Annotated in this window: 22 protein-coding genes; 16 read left to right on the top strand and 6 right to left on the bottom strand. The window is 30.3% G+C overall.

The window, feature by feature from the left end; all coding sequences use genetic code 11:
* From ABN217_RS04610 to ABN217_RS04585, 7 genes are all read left to right on the top strand, one after another.
* The coding region (locus tag ABN217_RS04610; RefSeq protein ID WP_349459107.1) for an Hsp20 family protein at positions 1–240 on the top strand (240 nt) is incomplete at its 5' end.
* Positions 241–890: 650 nt separating this feature from the next.
* Positions 891–1,226: a c-type lysozyme inhibitor gene (locus ABN217_RS04605; protein WP_072070435.1), complete on the top strand. Its 336-nt coding sequence runs from the start codon at positions 891–893 to the stop codon at positions 1,224–1,226.
* Positions 1,227–1,445: 219 nt separating this feature from the next.
* Entirely contained in the window at positions 1,446–1,520 is a 75-nt protein-coding gene (locus ABN217_RS20630; RefSeq protein ID WP_196553484.1) for a hypothetical protein, read from the top strand.
* A 178-nt stretch (positions 1,521–1,698) separates the two neighbouring features.
* Positions 1,699–2,157, top strand: coding sequence for an anti-virulence regulator CigR family protein (locus ABN217_RS04600; RefSeq protein WP_072070434.1), 459 nt, complete (start codon positions 1,699–1,701; stop codon positions 2,155–2,157).
* Between the two features lie 149 nt (positions 2,158–2,306).
* Positions 2,307–2,462, top strand: coding sequence for a hypothetical protein (locus ABN217_RS04595; protein WP_164526189.1), 156 nt, complete (start codon positions 2,307–2,309; stop codon positions 2,460–2,462).
* A gap of 574 nt (positions 2,463–3,036) precedes the next feature.
* Entirely contained in the window at positions 3,037–3,381 is a 345-nt protein-coding gene (locus ABN217_RS04590) for an immunity protein Imm33 domain-containing protein (protein WP_349459106.1), read from the top strand.
* A gap of 253 nt (positions 3,382–3,634) precedes the next feature.
* Positions 3,635–3,856: an HP1242/YdcH family protein gene (locus ABN217_RS04585; RefSeq protein ID WP_072070432.1), complete on the top strand. Its 222-nt coding sequence runs from the start codon at positions 3,635–3,637 to the stop codon at positions 3,854–3,856.
* Positions 3,857–4,039: 183 nt separating this feature from the next.
* Here the strand turns inward: ABN217_RS04585 and ABN217_RS04580 are convergent, their stop codons facing one another.
* Both ABN217_RS04580 and yedE read right to left on the bottom strand, forming a co-directional pair.
* Positions 4,040–4,291, bottom strand: a complete 252-nt coding sequence (locus tag ABN217_RS04580) for a putative Se/S carrier-like protein (RefSeq protein ID WP_196553200.1) — start codon at positions 4,289–4,291, stop codon at positions 4,040–4,042.
* A complete protein-coding gene (gene yedE / locus ABN217_RS04575) occupies positions 4,281–5,366 on the bottom strand; it encodes a YedE family putative selenium transporter (protein WP_196553199.1) in 1,086 nt (361 codons plus the stop codon). Before yedE ends, ABN217_RS04580 begins: the two co-directional genes overlap by 11 nt.
* Before the next feature lie 955 nt (positions 5,367–6,321).
* Between yedE and ABN217_RS04570 the strand changes: the two genes are divergently transcribed.
* The 4 genes from ABN217_RS04570 to ABN217_RS04555 all read left to right on the top strand — a co-directional run bounded on the left by ABN217_RS04570 (position 6,322) and on the right by ABN217_RS04555 (position 8,330).
* A complete protein-coding gene (locus tag ABN217_RS04570) occupies positions 6,322–6,603 on the top strand; it encodes a DUF5339 family protein (protein WP_349459105.1) in 282 nt (93 codons plus the stop codon).
* Between the two features lie 204 nt (positions 6,604–6,807).
* Positions 6,808–7,338: a dihydrofolate reductase family protein gene (locus tag ABN217_RS04565; RefSeq protein ID WP_196553198.1), complete on the top strand. Its 531-nt coding sequence runs from the start codon at positions 6,808–6,810 to the stop codon at positions 7,336–7,338.
* Positions 7,339–7,784: 446 nt separating this feature from the next.
* Positions 7,785–8,042, top strand: coding sequence for a hypothetical protein (locus ABN217_RS04560; RefSeq protein WP_349459104.1), 258 nt, complete (start codon positions 7,785–7,787; stop codon positions 8,040–8,042).
* A gap of 42 nt (positions 8,043–8,084) precedes the next feature.
* The gene (locus tag ABN217_RS04555; RefSeq protein WP_072070426.1) at positions 8,085–8,330 is read left to right on the top strand and encodes a hypothetical protein; all 246 of its coding nucleotides are present in this window, start codon (positions 8,085–8,087) and stop codon (positions 8,328–8,330) included.
* 43 nt (positions 8,331–8,373) lie between these two features.
* Here the strand turns inward: ABN217_RS04555 and ABN217_RS04550 are convergent, their stop codons facing one another.
* Complete coding sequence (locus tag ABN217_RS04550) at positions 8,374–8,913, bottom strand: AAA family ATPase (RefSeq protein WP_349459103.1); 540 nt, start codon at positions 8,911–8,913, stop codon at positions 8,374–8,376.
* Positions 8,914–9,443: 530 nt separating this feature from the next.
* Here ABN217_RS04550 and ABN217_RS04545 point away from each other — a divergent pair.
* The 4 genes from ABN217_RS04545 to ABN217_RS04530 all read left to right on the top strand — a co-directional run bounded on the left by ABN217_RS04545 (position 9,444) and on the right by ABN217_RS04530 (position 12,101).
* Positions 9,444–9,641: a ParD-like family protein gene (locus tag ABN217_RS04545; protein WP_072070424.1), complete on the top strand. Its 198-nt coding sequence runs from the start codon at positions 9,444–9,446 to the stop codon at positions 9,639–9,641.
* Positions 9,642–9,653: 12 nt separating this feature from the next.
* The gene (gene map, locus ABN217_RS04540) at positions 9,654–10,430 is read left to right on the top strand and encodes a type I methionyl aminopeptidase (RefSeq protein ID WP_349459102.1); all 777 of its coding nucleotides are present in this window, start codon (positions 9,654–9,656) and stop codon (positions 10,428–10,430) included.
* Positions 10,431–10,706: 276 nt separating this feature from the next.
* Positions 10,707–11,051: an antiterminator Q family protein gene (locus tag ABN217_RS04535; protein ID WP_072070423.1), complete on the top strand. Its 345-nt coding sequence runs from the start codon at positions 10,707–10,709 to the stop codon at positions 11,049–11,051.
* A 186-nt stretch (positions 11,052–11,237) separates the two neighbouring features.
* Positions 11,238–12,101, top strand: coding sequence for a lipase family alpha/beta hydrolase (locus tag ABN217_RS04530; protein WP_196553195.1), 864 nt, complete (start codon positions 11,238–11,240; stop codon positions 12,099–12,101).
* 86 nt (positions 12,102–12,187) lie between these two features.
* Here ABN217_RS04530 and ABN217_RS04525 read toward each other — a convergent pair whose 3' ends face one another.
* Positions 12,188–12,622 (bottom strand): type II toxin-antitoxin system HicB family antitoxin, encoded by a 435-nt coding sequence (locus ABN217_RS04525; protein ID WP_196553194.1) that lies wholly within the window; start codon positions 12,620–12,622, stop codon positions 12,188–12,190.
* Positions 12,623–12,923: 301 nt separating this feature from the next.
* Between ABN217_RS04525 and ABN217_RS04520 the strand changes: the two genes are divergently transcribed.
* Positions 12,924–13,661 (top strand): phosphatase, encoded by a 738-nt coding sequence (locus ABN217_RS04520; protein ID WP_072070420.1) that lies wholly within the window; start codon positions 12,924–12,926, stop codon positions 13,659–13,661.
* Positions 13,662–13,727: 66 nt separating this feature from the next.
* Here ABN217_RS04520 and ABN217_RS04515 read toward each other — a convergent pair whose 3' ends face one another.
* Complete coding sequence (locus tag ABN217_RS04515) at positions 13,728–15,326, bottom strand: methyl-accepting chemotaxis protein (RefSeq protein WP_197269325.1); 1,599 nt, start codon at positions 15,324–15,326, stop codon at positions 13,728–13,730.
* Positions 15,327–16,020: 694 nt separating this feature from the next.
* Positions 16,021–16,620: an NADH:ubiquinone reductase (Na(+)-transporting) subunit E gene (nqrE, locus tag ABN217_RS04510; RefSeq protein WP_196553192.1), complete on the bottom strand. Its 600-nt coding sequence runs from the start codon at positions 16,618–16,620 to the stop codon at positions 16,021–16,023.
* Between the last annotated feature and the right edge of the window lie 73 nt (positions 16,621–16,693).

The raw sequence follows: 16,693 nt of genomic DNA, 5'->3' as shown, positions 1-16,693 counted from the left end.
AAAGGAAGTCGTTTATTGATTGAAGGGAAAAAAGAAGAAAAATCAGAAGAAGACAATGATAAATGGATCCACCGAGGTATATCTCAAGGGCAATTTACGTTGCAATTTGACCTCGGTAAAAATGTTAAAATAGACAAAGCCGATTTATCAAGTGGACTTCTGACCATTGCTATTGAGTATGAATTACCCGAAGAAGAAAAACGGCAAACAATAGCGATAGAAAATAAAGATAAAAGCTAATTGAGTTAGATAATGTGAATAAGATTAAGGCTACGCATAATGTGTAGCCTTAATTGTTTTTGTGAGAGTATTTAAATTATAAGGCTAAAGTTGACTAGTTCGTAGGTAGAACATATTAGAGACTACCGTCTGATTTGAACTCCCACACAGAAACAGACAGTGAAAAAATACCTTAGTCATTTTAACGGCGAATATCCATACGGTTGATGGCTAAATTTAACAATTAACACAATTAATTTATACGATATCTCCCGTAGGTAAAAAGCAATATCGAATCGCTACACAAAAGATTAATGATGTCGGTGGTCTATTGCTGGGCACAAGAGAGTTATGTTTATTTGTGAGAGAAAGCAAAACAGTTTATTCAAGGGCACTTACAACAAACGAATACATGGATATCTATGTATGGTCTTGTGATTGTTTCTAATACGTCATTTGAAGAGTATTTGCCAAGAGTTTTATTTACACAAATGAATGAACTAAAAATAAATTAAGGAAAGCTTAAAACAATCTCCTTATTGCTCAATAAACTAATGATGGTTTTTTACAATTGGATAAATCTCATGGAAGCCAATATAGGGTTCGATTAATCATAAGAAATTGGTTAGTGATGTATTAGAAGTGTGTATCAAATAGTATTAGGAGATTATATGAAGCTATTATTAAAAAGTATTGTATTTACTGTTAGCCTTTTATCTGCGAGTTTTGTTATGGCGGATGATGGCGATGAGATAACGAAAGTATCTTATGCATGTGAAAACAATCAAATAATGGAAGTTATTTATATAAATACAGCAAAAGATAGCTATGCAATCATTAATCAAATGGATGAAATGATACCAATGAAGATTATGAAAATGGCTTCTGGAGCAAACTATGAGGCAATGAATAAAAATTACACCTATAAGCTTTATACTAAAGGTGATAATGCCGATTTAGTTGAAGGAAAAGATAAACCAGTATTGAGTGGTTGCAAAGCTGGCTAATTGACACCTGTTATTGAAAATAATTTAGCGCTCTTATAGAGGTCACTTCGGTGACCTTTTTTCGTATAAGCCAATTGGATATTCAATACAGGTAGGAGTTAGTTAATGCTAAGAATGAAATTACCTGCTTGCATGATATTTATGAGTGTTGTCCTGAGCGGGTGTATATCAAAGACGAGTATCACAAAATCATAACCACTTCCTCCACCTGCGTGGCTTCTGCAACCACAGTCCGACCTACTGATACCGCTATCCAAAACTATTGGTTACTCCGAGAACGAATTGCAGAGTTAGAGCATGATTACAGGATTATGTGAAGTAAGAGTATTTGAAACAAAAAAGACTTAGTTATGTATTTGTAACTAAGTTAGCACAATGGTACCTGCCAGTTATTTTTTCTAGGAGTATTACTTATGGTAGTTGTGTAGCTCGAAGGATACTCTGTGAAAAATTAATTGCTGAGACTATAGACATGGGGATTTTTTCTAGAATAAGTAATTTATTGTTGGTGATTATAGGTTTGTCTATGATATCTGTTTCTTCTTATGCTGATCCAGATAATGGGCATGGAAGAGGTCAAAATAAAGGGCATCAAGGAGAGAAGCCAAACAAATGGCATAATAAATTACAAAATAATCACTTTGATAATGAAACCTCTTTCTCAATTTCTTTATCTTATAATGAGGCTAGAGCAATTGCATTGAATGGTGGATTTACTGGATATTCATCGCTACCTCCTGGTATTGCTAAAAATTTAGTAAGAGGAAAGCCATTGCCTCCAGGTATCGCGAAGAAAATGGTTCCTGAAAAAATGCTTAGCCAATTACCTTACTATCCTGGTTACGAATGGCGCATTGTTGGAAATGATTTGGTATTGATCGCATTAAGTACAGCGATAGTCACTTCAATTATTAATAATGTTTTTGATTAAAATACAGTAAGCTAAATATATTTCGTATCTTGCGGGATTTTAATTTATCAAAACATCTTTAAATGATGATTTTGTAAAACCGTGTAAGTCAGACCTTTCTGTTACTGTTTTGTGCCAATATTTTCTCTTTTATAAATGGGGGAATTATTATGTCTACAATGAAAACAGAGGTTATTGTTATTCGTTTAACAAAAAAAGAGCGTGCATTATTGGATTCAATAAAAACAGCACCATTACTTGCAGATTGGATGAAAGAGTTAGCGCTTTCTAAATTACAAGAGCAGGAGCTTCTATCTAATAAATAGTTATTGATGCCGGCAAAAAAGGAATTGGGTCGGCAATAATTATTTTATCTTAAGAATTATAATAATATAAATATAAAAAAATCAGAGTATTAGGTAATACTTTACTGGAAACTGATTAAATCATATAAAATTAAAACATTTTGTGATTAAACCGATTGATTTTACAGTTCAACATTTGAACAAACCTGAAGAGGTTTGAATTTATTGTAATGAGAAATAATATCAACTGATCCTTCATAAAAAAGCCCAATGTGGCGGCATTGGGCTTAGTGACTCAAATAGATGGGTATAAATAACTATTAGAGATCACTACAAATATAGAGAATTTATATTTTATGAGTTAACAATAAGTGCTTTTTTCACAACAAAAAATGCGTTAACACTGCTTTTTGTCTAGTTTTAAGGTGAATTGGTGTTTTTTTATTCTTTTTTTATTTGAATTCATTTATTTTTTGTATCTAGTTGTTTGAATAGACTAATGTTCATTTTTATGGCGTTTGGTGCATTGTGGCAAATTCGTTATAATCTTGTACGGGAAAAGTGCTTTAACTGAGCTCATTTTTAGCTTTGGAATATGATGATAAATAAAAATAAGATATTACATGTTATTGAACAACAAAAAAGGGTATGCATAAAATATGGTGTCTTACCTGAAAATCCGGAAGAGATGGTAGCTATTGCTTTAGATACCTTAAATTTAACGCCTATCTATGGCACACGCATAAAAAGATCTAAAGATAGTACGATAAGTTGGTTTTTTTATTGTGGTGAATATTGTGAAAGAGATAATTTTTACCAAGCATTGCACACAGAACATTTAAATACAGTGTTACCGGAGGTAATGAAATATCTTTATCTTCCTGAAGGATATAACTTTATTATTGATAGAGATGGCTATGAAGATGTTTGGTCAGAATAGGAAAAGTTAACAAAATATTGATCCTTTTTTATTTGTTCAAGAACAAGTGGATTTATAAAGCGAGATAACTCAATGTATTACGTATAATAATCATAATTAAAATGTTTAATAGAAAATTATTTAGTAATTTTTAAATTATAAATATTAATTGATGTTAGTCTTATTTTTAACATAAAGACAATGACAGGTTAATCAGTTTGAGTAAGACTTAAAAGAGTACTTAATTCACAATTAATAAGGAAGGTAGCTATTTATGTTTCCAGAATATCGTGATTTAATTTCAAAGCTTCGCCAAACAGACCCTCATTTTCGCGCTCTTTTTGATCAACATAACGAACTTGACCATAAAATAGTAAGATTGGAACATAAGGATAGAAGAGGGTATGGTGAAGAAGTTGTAGAGTTAAAAAAACAAAAATTAAGACTAAAAGAGGAAATTCATCAGATCCTCAAAAATCCACCAGAAGAAGAATAGAAAATAATTATTTTATAAATAGTTAAAATATTGAAACCATCCTTTGTAAATCTGGGTGGTTTTTTTATATTTGAATAATACTAATAAGTATAATCACTAGGTTTTATTTGATCAATGAAAGGCTACTCATGTAGCCTTTCATTATTGAGGCTATAAAAAGTATTATTGAAATAATATTTTACTTCAAATTTTATCTTGCCAAAGCACATCAAAGCGATCTGAATTTATTTTATAAATAACTCTAATGTTATCATTAATATAATGCTTATAAGTTTCATTATTAGAAAAATAAACCGATACGGCTAATTCACACTCAGAAGATAATTTTCTTGGTGCATCAATTATTCTTGAGGAAAAATTATCCTTTTGGAGCTGATGGTGAAGTTTCTTGACTGCATATTGTTCATGAAAGAGGAATAAATAATTATGCGTCATTTTTATTAGTCTCATGGTGGTTTATTTTATTTGCGGCATAAGTATAAATGACACCAACAATAAATGTAACTAATAGGCCAATAATGACAATGAATTTGCCATTATCTGTAACCCCAGTGGGGCTTGAGGCGTAAGAGAAATTATGAGCAAAAGCAGCACCAAGTAACATACCTAATACACTAATTGCAGCATCGGAATTGCCTTGCCCAGCATTGGCGAGTTGGCGCAATGGACAACCCGTGATAAATACACCACAAAGCCCTACAAGCACCATAGAGAGAAAATTCCATAGTCCATCACTATGAGCAATTGGTTGATTTTCAAATCCAAGATTAAACTTTCCTAAGTAAAGATTACCTAAGAGAACAACAAGTGTTAATGCGGCCACCCCAAACGCCATATTATAATTACGTGATAAAAAGGCATGTTTTGCCATTCCAATGAAACAAAATCGAGTTCGTTGAATAATAAAACCAATAATAAGTCCCGCAATAATAGACATCCATATTGGAGCATGACTTGCGCCAGGACCTTTCACGCTGGAATTAAAAATATCACTATTCCATAAGAATAAAGCAAATAAAAATACGCATATAACGGGTAAAATAAAACCTTCTGCAGGAGATTGTCGATAATTTCTTGGTAGGGAAAATCCTTTTTTTACGAATAAGCTTCCGATACCAATTCCGATTATTAATCCAACTAATCCTATTACTGCGTTCAAATCTCCCGCACCAATACGAAGTACCATTCTTAATGGGCAACCTAAGAAAACTAAGCAACCGACCATCATTAAAAAGCCCAATGTAAAACGAATAATTGGCGCTGATCCAGCTTTTGATTGAAATTCTTTGAATAGTAAAGCCGCTACAAATGAACCGAGAATGAAACCGAATATTTCAGGGCGAAGATATTGTACTGTTTCAGTATTATGTAATCCCATACTGCCTGCACTGTCACGAATAAAACAAGCAACACAAACACCCATATTAGGGGGATTTCCGTTAATACCAAGAAGTAAAGCGATAGCACCAATAACAATTCCAGATATGATTAAAACCCATTTTATAGACATTAAATGCCTCCGTTGGCGGGGTAATCCCCTGACTAATAGAACCTATTAAGTACGGGCAACTATATATAAAAATGAAGCATGATCCTTTTATATAGATCACGGAAAAATAAATAAACTCTATGAAAAAAATCAAATTGTTAATTTAATTGATAATAAGTTAATAATAAATTAAATAACTTGTTGTGTATAATTATTCTGACATTTGACTTTTAAGTTGAGACTAAAATAATTAATTCTAGTTTAATTTTTTTTTTGTTTTTTGTTTTTTGTTTTTATATTATATTTGTTTATCATAAATAATGATATTTTTCATAATTGCTCATGAATTTTAGACATAATAAGAAGATGAGAGTTTTTGAGTCAAAACACGTTCGATTTTTTAAAAATTTTCACTATTTACTATTTACTAATCCGTAATAATACGGTATGAAAGTGTATTATTCATTATTCATTATTCATTATTCATTATTCATTATTCATTATTCAGATATCATTAATTAGTTTTTAGCTACAAGCTAGGGTAAGAAATGCAAGCCTATTTATTTATCTTTTACGTACTATTCCTAGTTTTTTAATTTTATTTTCAGGGAGAAGGTCACCATTAAAATTATTGCAAGTGTACGAGTCTATCTTATCAATGATTTTTAGGTATTATTTTATCGAGCATTATCGTTATACGAACATTATAATTAAAAAATTAAATTATTAATTTATAAAAATAACCCTTTAATTTAAAAAGAATAATTTAATATATATAGTTAATACTGAAAATGATAAGCTAATTTTCAATTATCATATTTTGATTTCATTTTTTATTCCAATCATTATTAGATGAAATTTTATTTTTTAATTAAGATAATACTTATCCCTATTTTATTATCTTTTGAGATAATACCGACTTAAGAAGAATAATAGAAATTACTTTCTAACTGTTAACAATACTTAAAGGATATTTATGAAAAAGCTTATTTTAGCATTGAGTTTATTATCAATCTCTTCTGTTGCTGTTTCTGCTGATTTATCTAAAGCATGTGAAGATTATTTTAAAGAAACAGACTCTTATGTTGAGTTAATGGCGAAAAATGATGCAACTAAAGCTCAAGCTGAAGCAATGAAAGCACAGTATGCTCAGGCGAAAGAACAATTTGCAGCATTACCTAAAGATGTTCAAGAAAGTACTTGTAAACAAGCATTAGATTCTTTAGAACAAATGAAGAAAATGTCAGCAGGTCAATAAACGATATTGATTTTCAGCAGCCTTATAAATCTAAGCATTTGTAAGGCTTTTTTATAATTTTTAATAGCTAATTTTTAACAAGTTTTCAAATTAAAATAATTAAACATACCTTAAATTTAATCACTTCACTTTTTATATTCCATTTTAAATCTTATTCAATAAATGTTAACTTGATGTTCCTATTCGGAATAATGAGTATAGTAAATGAATATTGTCGTTTATATCGCCACAAGTTTAGATGGTTATATTGCCGATAAACAAGGTAATATTGATTGGCTTACCGATATTGAAAATCCTGAAAATTCAGATTTTGGTTTTGCAGATTTTCTGAATGAAATTGATGCTATTGTTATGGGAAGAACGACATTCGAAACTATAATGAGCTTTGATATCGATTGGCCTTATACGCAGCCTGTTTTTGTGTTAAGCCACACCCTTAAAAGATTATCTACGTCATTACCAGATAATGTTGAGATCATGTCAGGAAATGTATCTGAAATAATACAACGACTTAACCAAAATAATTATAAACGAGTGTATATTGATGGTGGTAAAACTGTCCAAGGATTTATTGATGAAGGTTTTGTTGATGAATTAATAATAACAAAAATACCTATTTTATTAGGTCATGGGGTTCCATTATTTATCCCAAATAATAATAAGATAGAGTTTGTTCATTATAAAACTGAAATATATAGGGATTCTCTAGTTAAATCTCATTATAAAAGAAAATAAAAACACCCTATAATTAGAATGTAAGGCATTATTATTAATGCCTTTTTTATGTTGATAATTGCACCTTATATACTTATAGTAATCATTTTTAGAGTGAATGAATTGGTATATTTTCTATTTATTTTACTTATGTTGGCTTTTTTATCATTATCTGAGGTGGTTTCTAGTTTTAGCTATTTAATATTATCTTTTATAAAGATATATTCTCTTTTTTTATGATGCAAGAGAAAATTATTTTGTTAGTAAATGTATTTTATGAAATAATTGTTATTCCTATTTCTTATTGAATTTAATTTATGCATTTTTTTTTATTGCTTTTATCATCTTTAATTTTTTGTGTGGGATGCACGAGTCAGAAATTAATTGGCAATAACAAACCAGTTAATAGATCTAGTAAAGATAGTCACCGACCTGATAATAACTCGATAAATAATAATTTGGTTTTTATGTTGGGTAAACAATCGCGGTTTGAATTAGAGGTACAAGAAGATAATCGTAAATTTGGACAACTTTTTAAAGTGGGTTTAAATGAGTCAAAATCATCAGTAAATAATCAATATAGAAATAATGAATATTCAACAATGAAGCCTATTCAAAAAATAAGCTTTACGATGCCCGTTCCTGAACCTATTTGGAATGAAAAAAAACAAACAGTTGAATTTAAGTGGATACAAAAGCCACATTATACTTTTGATGCCTATTAATACTGCAATATCAATTTAAAATTTAATTTTATATGGAAAATTATGCGCATAGTAATCACTTTATTGTTATCTTTTCTATTATTAGGTTGTACAACTGATAATGTGACTTTTAGTACGGGTACTTCAGGGAGCCATAGAATAGGTAGCCCGGTGTGTTCAACATTAGTTTGCGGTAAAAATACACGAACGCCAGGGGAACAAAAAGCCATTAATGAGGCAGTTCATGAACAACAACGAGCTATAATGCGAGGGGAGAAACCAGATCTAAAAATTATGGCCTCTTACTAAGAATTTATTATTATCTAAGCCAGTAATATCTTACTGGCTAATATTAAATCTTATTAATAATAAAATTAGTTCTATTCTCTATTGTTAATTTTGGTAACTCAATCAAACTGTAATTATATTTTTTATAAACTTCTAGCATTGCTAAATAAGTCTCCTTTGCTTCTTTTATTGTTTGTTTTCTTTCTTCATCCTGCGTATAGATTTCAGGCCAAGGTGGAGCAATAAAGACATTTTTTGAATAGCGAAATAGCATTATTGCATTGTTAAGATGTTTGGGAATGGGCAATCCACACAATAATAGATAGCCTGCAATATCGGGAAGGCCTCTATCATAGAAATAAGGTGCTTCAGTGTTGGTTGCTTCATGCCATGAACGTAATTCCCAACTTAGCATTAATTGTGCGAAAGCTTCAGGCTCGATCCATGGTAATCCATTACCTTCAATAAGTATTTGATCTTGTATAATGGCTCTACCTGCTTCTAAAGAACAAGAATAACCTTTATTTTTAAGTGCATTAATTAATGTGGTTTTTCCTGAACCTGGGCCACCTGTTAATATAATACGATATGGTTTTTTAGACATAATAACTCCTAAAAATTTTTTATTGTTAATAGAATAGAAAATAATATTTTTTTTGGAAGGATAGAAGGAATGTGAATAGTGATAAGCGTGGTAATAAAAAATAAAGTCAGAGAATAATAACATAAAAAAGAAAAATTATAATTAATATGCTCTAAACTCTTAAATAAATAAAATTTTTCCATATCTTAACAAGCCCCCAGATTTTCATATAAGCCTACTGTACCGCTAATAACATCTAACCAATCAACAGCGATGATAGTTTCATATAAATTTCCTTAACTCGCGTTACGCAAAAAATAATATAACGTTTATTCTCTTTGTCATATGAAAATTACTAAGTACTTCTGAATAAACTCATTGAAATATAAAAAAGTAAAAATATGACCTTTTATTTTGAGTGTTATTTACTCTTTTTCCTTTATTTGAGCACTTTATGCCTATGTTAGAACTAAATAGCAATTGAAAGCACCAGTAATTGATTCTATTATAGAACGTATATGTTTCATTATGATTTGTATATAAGGATTAGTGTGGGTATTGTAAAAATCTCTGATGAATTACATGAGTATTTGAGAAAGGCAAGTAATGTAATGTCTCGTTCTGTTAATGCTCAGGCAGAATTTTGGATAAAAATTGGTATCCAAGCAGAGTTAAATCCAGAGAAAACATTTCCAATGATTATTAACGAAATGCTGGAAAAAGAAGCTATTAAGCAACAAGCAGAATAAGAGGAAAGGAATATGGATAAAATAACAATCAAAACGTCTGATGAAATTGAATTAATGCGTGAATCTGGACGTTTATTAGCGCAAGTTTTTACAATGCTTGATGACTTTATTGTACCAGGTGTTTCTACGTTAGAAATCAATGATAAAGTGGAAGACTTTATTATTAATGAACTCCACTCAAGACCAGCAAGTAAAGGCCAGTATGGTTACGAGTATGTATTAAATACATCAATTAATGAAGTTGTTTGTCATGGCGTACCAAAATCAGACGAACGACTAAAAAGCAAAGATATTATTAATGTTGATATCACATTAGAAAAGAATGGATTTATTGCCGACTCTAGTAAAATGTATATTATGCCAGAGGCATCTCCTATTGCACGCAAATTAGCTAAAACAACATATCAAGCAATGTGGGAAGGTATTAAGGAAGTTAAACCGGGAGCAACATTAGGTGATATTGGTCATGCAATTCAAAGCTTTGTACAAAGCCATGGATATAGTGTTGTAAGAGAATATTGCGGACATGGTATTGGTAGAGAAATGCATGAAGCACCACAAGTCTTACATTATGGTATTAAGGGGCAAGGTATTGAATTGAAAGAAGGTATGACTTTTACGATTGAACCAATGATTAATCAGGGGGGGGCTAAAATAAAAACTAAAAAAGATGGTTGGACTGTGGTAACGAGAGATAAAAAATTATCGGCACAGTCAGAACATACAATTTTGGTTACTTCGAATGGGTACGAGGTACTGACTTTACGACCTGAAGAAACATTACCATAATCGCTAATATTTAATATAGCTGGCTATTTTAAGAAAAAAACAGAATAAAATTCTTTATAACTTAAAGATAATCTGATTTTTAATTAAAATAGCCAAGTTATATTTAGATTTTACATATCCTCTAATAGTTCTAGCATTTAACCTCATATCTTTATTAAATACAGTTGTAAATTAAATTTTTGCCATTATATTTATAATACCTATTAATAATTAGATAGGTGTTTTAAATGATTGCGGGATGCGATTATCACTATATGGAAAAATAAGGATGTTAATATGAAGAATATTTCAAAAATACTTGAAGAGTGGGGAGCATGGGTTGCTAATGATCATATTGCTGTTTACTTTTTAACTAAAAACAAAAAAGAAGTTATACCGGAAAAAATAAAGCAACGAAAACAATGCTCTCATTATAAAGCAAATATAATCAATGATTTAATGAAAAGACTAATGAGGCATAATATAGAAAATTATCAGTTACTTATTAATTATTATGTTTTTGGAAAAACTTTTATTGAGCTTGCAAAAAATGAAAAATGTTCGGATACATATATTGGTAAAAAGTTAAAAAAAGCAGAAGGTTTGATAGAGGGTATGTTGATTTTTTCGGGTGATAATTAAAAAATATAAAATTGATAAAAATATGACTTTACGATCGTAAATTTTAGATTATTCTAATAATCACTTATAACAAATAAAGTGTCAAAATATGATGCTATATTATAAATTTGTATTTTACCGATTGTTGTAAGTATTGCTAATAGGATGTTTAGCAAATAATTAACTTAACCCCAAGGAGTGGAAAATATGTCAACTACATATCCAATTATTTTAGTTCATGGTTTATCTGGCTTTGATGATATCGTTGGTTACCCATACTTTTACGGTATCGCGGATGCATTAGAAAAAGAAGGGCATCAAGTCTTTACAGCATCTCTTTCTGCATTTAATTCTAACGAAGTTCGTGGTGAGCAACTTTGGGAATTTGTGCAAAAAATTCTTAAAGAAACGAAGGCAAAAAAAGTCAATTTAATTGGTCATAGCCAAGGTCCATTAGCTTGTCGTTATGTTGCGGCGAAACATGCTAAAAATATCGCCTCCGTGACCTCTGTTAATGGTGTAAACCACGGTTCAGAAATTGCTGACTTAGTACGACGTATTATGCGTAAAGATAGTGTACCTGAATATATCGCAGATGCTGTTATGAAAGCCATTGGTACAATTATTTCTACATTCTCTGGTAATCGTGGCAACCCACAAGATGCTATCGCTGCATTAGAAGCATTAACGACTGAAAACGTAACTGAATTTAATAAAAAATATCCACAAGGGCTACCTGAAGTTCGTGGTGGTGAAGGTAAAGAAGTCGTTAATGGCGTACATTACTACTCATTTGGCAGTTATATTCAAGGACTCATTGCGGGCGAAAAAGGTAATTTACTGGATCCGACTCATGCAGCAATGCGTGTATTAAGTGCTTTTTTCATTGAGCGTCAAAATGATGGCTTAGTTGGTCGAACGAGTATGCGATTAGGTAAATTAATTAAGGATGATTATGCTGAAGATCACATTGATATGGTTAACCAAGTTGCAGGATTAGTGGGGCGAGGTGAAGATATTATTGCGATTTATACTAATCATGCCAAATTTTTAGCAAGCAAAAAGTTATAATATCTAATAACAAGATTTGTGGATTGTAAAATAATATAAACTAATGGCTCTAATTTTTATTAGAGCCATTTTTATCTTTAGCATTATCAATTTTTGTCTTTATAAACGCTAACAGAAATCCCATAGCCTAATAAATAAAGAGCTTGTTCTAAGCTATCAATTTTTGATGTTTGATTAATTTCAAATAGGCGTTCTATTTGTGCGCTAGTTAAATTCATCTTTCTTGCAAGATCTGATTTTTTTGTTTTAGTTTCCAGCATTGCATTATGAAGCGCGATTTTCAAACAGCTGATAAGTGGTAAGTAAACAATAAAATCACCCGGTTGTGCTTTTGATGGCGCAGGAATAGGCATTTTACTTGAAATAAACTCTTCAAGACCAACATGCAAAATATCAGAGGCTTCTAGCTCAATATCATCTTCCGTGTAAGCAACAGCATGTATATTATCAAAATCACGATAAGTAATTTCGTAGGTTTCACTTTCTTCATCAAAATGAGCGACTGCAGGATAGTTGAACATAATTAGCCTTTGTAAAGTTAAAATGAAAAAGCATTATACAATGTGTTTTCATAATTATTGTGTATAGTACTAAAGTGAAACATTAATTATCTAATTAATATTAAATAACATGTTGAAGATTAAAGCATATTTATCGAAGTTTATCTTCATTTCTTACTAATGTAAGAAAAAAATAAAAATAGCATCTTATAAGTTATTTCATATTTTTGTTATTGTAGCTCATCGATTTTAGGTAGGTCCTATATTTGAAGAAGAACTATCTTATAGATGATCATAGCGCTTTTTTATGAAGGAATTATTTATGTATCCCGTTGATTTACATGCTCATACAATTGCCAGTACACATGCTTACAGTACGGTGAGTGAATATTTTCAGCAAGCTAAAAAGCAGGGAATTAAATTATTTGCAATTACTGATCATGGTCCTGATATGGATGATGCTCCTCATGAATGGCATTTTTCTAATTTACCCGTGATCCCCCGCATGATTGATGGTGTTGGGATACTTTATGGTATTGAAGCAAATATTAAAAATATAAAAGGCGAAACGGACTGCAGTGAAAAAATGAGTAAGAAATTAGATATCGTGCTTGCTGGTTTTCACGATCCGGTTATGAGCTCAATGGGTATTGTGGATAATACAAAGGCTTTAATCGCGACAATAACAAGTGGTGTTGTTCAAATGATAACCCATCCAGGAAATCCTAAATACCCCATCGATATTACCGAAGTTGCCAAAGTAGCCGCTGCTAGTAACGTTGCTTTAGAAATGAATAATTCATCATTTATTCATTCTAGAGTAGGAAGTGAGAAAAACTGCATAGATATAGCTAAAGCAGTGCGTGATGCAGGTGGATTAATTGCACTAGGATCTGATTCTCATATTGCTTCATCATTAGGAAAATTTGATCGAGTATTAGAAGTATTAACTCAAATAGATTTTCCTGAAGAACGCATATTAAATACGTCTCCAAGGAAAGTTTTAGATTTTTTAAAATCACATGGCAAGAAAGCGATCCCTGAATTTAGTCATTTTTAATACTTTAATATATGAACAATAGAAAGTTATCCTAAGATAGCTTTCTATTGAGTTAGTTAGCGTTTTTTATTGATGAAAAACAGTTAACTCTTGTTTTAATCGGTTTGATTGTGTTTGTAGGGAGTCTAGTGAATTAACTAGCTCCCTTGTCATTGTGGCATTAGCTTGTGTTGTTTGATCTAATTGGTTTATAGCATCTTCAATTTGAGCAATACCGTTACTTTGTTCATTGGTTGAGATTGATATATCGTGGATCATTTCATTGATGTTTTCAGTATGTTTAGAAATATCCACCATATTATCGTTTGCGTCAGCCGCTAATTGAAAACACTGGTTTATTTTTTTACTTGAATTTGCAACAAGTACTTTTATCTCTTTTGATGCTAAATTACAGCTAATGGATAATTCACGGACTTCTTTTGCAACCACAGCAAATCCTCTTCCATGTTCACCCACTCTAGCGGCTTCCACAGCAGCATTTAACGCTAATAAATTAGTTTGAAAGGCAATATTATCAATTGTTGATGTAATATCATTAATTTGTTCAGAGAAAGAGACGACTTCATGCATATTTTCAACTACGTTAGCTAACATTTCATTGCTTTGATGGATCATTGAATCTGTTTTAGTCACAAGTTCACATGATGCTTGGGTATTTTCTGCATGCTGTTTTGAGGTCACACTTAACTGTCTTATCCCTGCGGATGTTTCAAGTACAGCTGCTGATTGTTGCTCAACACGAATAGCAAGATTATTGTTCATAATAGAAATATCATTTAATTCTGAATTGATAAGTCCTGAACTGCTATTAATGTTATTAACTATCTGCTTTATTTGATCTCGCATTTTTTCAATATTTTTAGTGAGGATGTTTATTTCAAATAGGCCTTTTGTCGAGACATTAGTTGCTAACTCACCATTACTAATATCTTCAATATTCTTCATTATGGCATTTAAAGGTGAAATAAAGTTTTTTCGTAATACGATCTGGACTAAAAAAGAAAAAATAACAATAAGGATTGTAATTACAATTAAACTATAAATGATTCTATCATACAGTAACTCACCTTCATTTAATGATGCAGTGTAATGACTTTGTAGTTGTTGATGATAGCTGATGTATGCTTGCTCAAAATTATCTTGGTAGGTTTGTGTTGGTTGATTTAAATATTCGTATGTTTTTCCTTGTTCTAAGAAGGCTAAAAATTCAATTAATGCAGCATTAAGTTCAGTATATTTTTGTTCTAATTGTTGAATATAGCTATCATCCTTAATGTTATGAGGAATATTTTTAAAACGACTCCAAGCGGTTTCAACACTTTGAAGCTTTTCTTTAGTTTGTTGCAATAAAGATGAAATATCAGTATTTGCAGTGGCCATTTTATTAATAATTAATAAATGACGGGAACTTGCTCTGTTTAAGGTATTACGAGTTTGTAGCAAATTTTCCCAGGTGTTAGTTAGTAGTAATTGTTCATTATAGATATTATTTAGTGTGTTTAAGTTTCTTTTGTAATCATTTACGGATGAAAGAAATAAAACAGAGGCTAAACCAAGAAGTAAAATTAAGGAGCCCGTTATAAGCCAAACTAAGGTGGTTGTTTTTAAATTCGACATACTAAAAGAGACGTTTGGTAAATAACGTTGTTTGAAGTTCTTAAACATGAATAGTTATTTCCTTTTTATAAAAATATAAATGTACAATTTATTGATTTTTAAGTTTTATTTTTACTTCCTGTAATTGGTATAGACAAAAAATGGCTAAAAACGAGTAAAGTTATGTTTTTAGAGCACTCTTTGATTTAATGCCATATATCCTTTTGATTTTTTCAAATACTAAAAAAGAGTATCGGCATTTTATAAATATTCTTTATGGTTATTTATTGTTCTTATTAATAAATTTTTCAAATGAATGATTGAGAGATGTAACGTATTGATTTTCATTAAATTTAATTTAAGAGTTAAAATTTGAAAAAATAAAGAGATAGTATAAAAATTTTTATCTTTAATAACTTATTGATAACCTGTTGATTTATTATTGATTTAATGTGAGTTAATGGTTTGTGATTTAAACAATAAGATTTTAATAATGTAAATACTTCTATTTGTAAAATAAAAAAACACTTATGATGTAAAGAGCAATAAATAAGATTAATTTTTCTATTATTATAAGCATAAATAAGAAGTGTTTATGTGATTGTGCGAATTAAAATAGGTAAGAAGAAATTGGGGATTAGAAAGAAAATAGATAAAAATACTATAAACGGAAAATGTAAGCTTTCCGTTTATAGTTTATGTCATTTTTTCAATAAAATTTGTGATGTATGAAAATTTGAATTAAATGATATTCAATGTTTTTTTAAAGTGAAATGCCGGAAAATGACATAAAACCTAATGACATTAACCCTACAGTGATAAAGGTGATACCTAATCCTCTTAGCCCTTTAGGAATATCTGAATACTTCATTTTTTCTCGTAGGCCAGATAGGGAGACGATTGCTAGTAACCAGCCTACGCCACAACCTGCACCGTATATAACTGATTCTGAAAATGTATAATCACGCTCAACCATAAAAATGGTGGCACCAAAAATAGCGCAATGAATAGTTAATAAAGGCAAAAAGATCCCTAATGAATGGTAAAGTGAAGGGATAAACTTATCTAAAAACATTTCTAATATTTGAACTAATGCGGCTAAAACACCAATGAAAGTAATATATCTTAGAAAACTAAGATCGATACCTTCCACTAAAATATCTTTTTTTAAGATAAAATTATAAATTAAGTTATTGATTGGAGTGGCAATAACAAGTAAAGCTGTAACTGTGAGTCCTAGTTTTAATGATGTTTTTACTTCTTTTGAAACAGCAAGGAAAGTACACATTCCTAAAAAAAAACTTAATGCCATATTTTCAATAAAAGTTGCCTTAATGAAGATGTTAAGGTAATTTTCAAGCATAATCCCTCCTATTAGTGTATTTTTTTATTAATTGTAATAAAAACATGACATTAATATAAGTGGTATTACAAAA

Source organism: Proteus sp. fly-1067, from assembly GCF_040139345.1.
GTDB classification, from domain to species: Bacteria; Pseudomonadota; Gammaproteobacteria; order Enterobacterales; family Enterobacteriaceae; genus Proteus; species Proteus vulgaris_B.
Note: the sequence above shows the minus strand (reverse complement) of the source record. Positions and strands in the feature narration are given on the sequence as shown.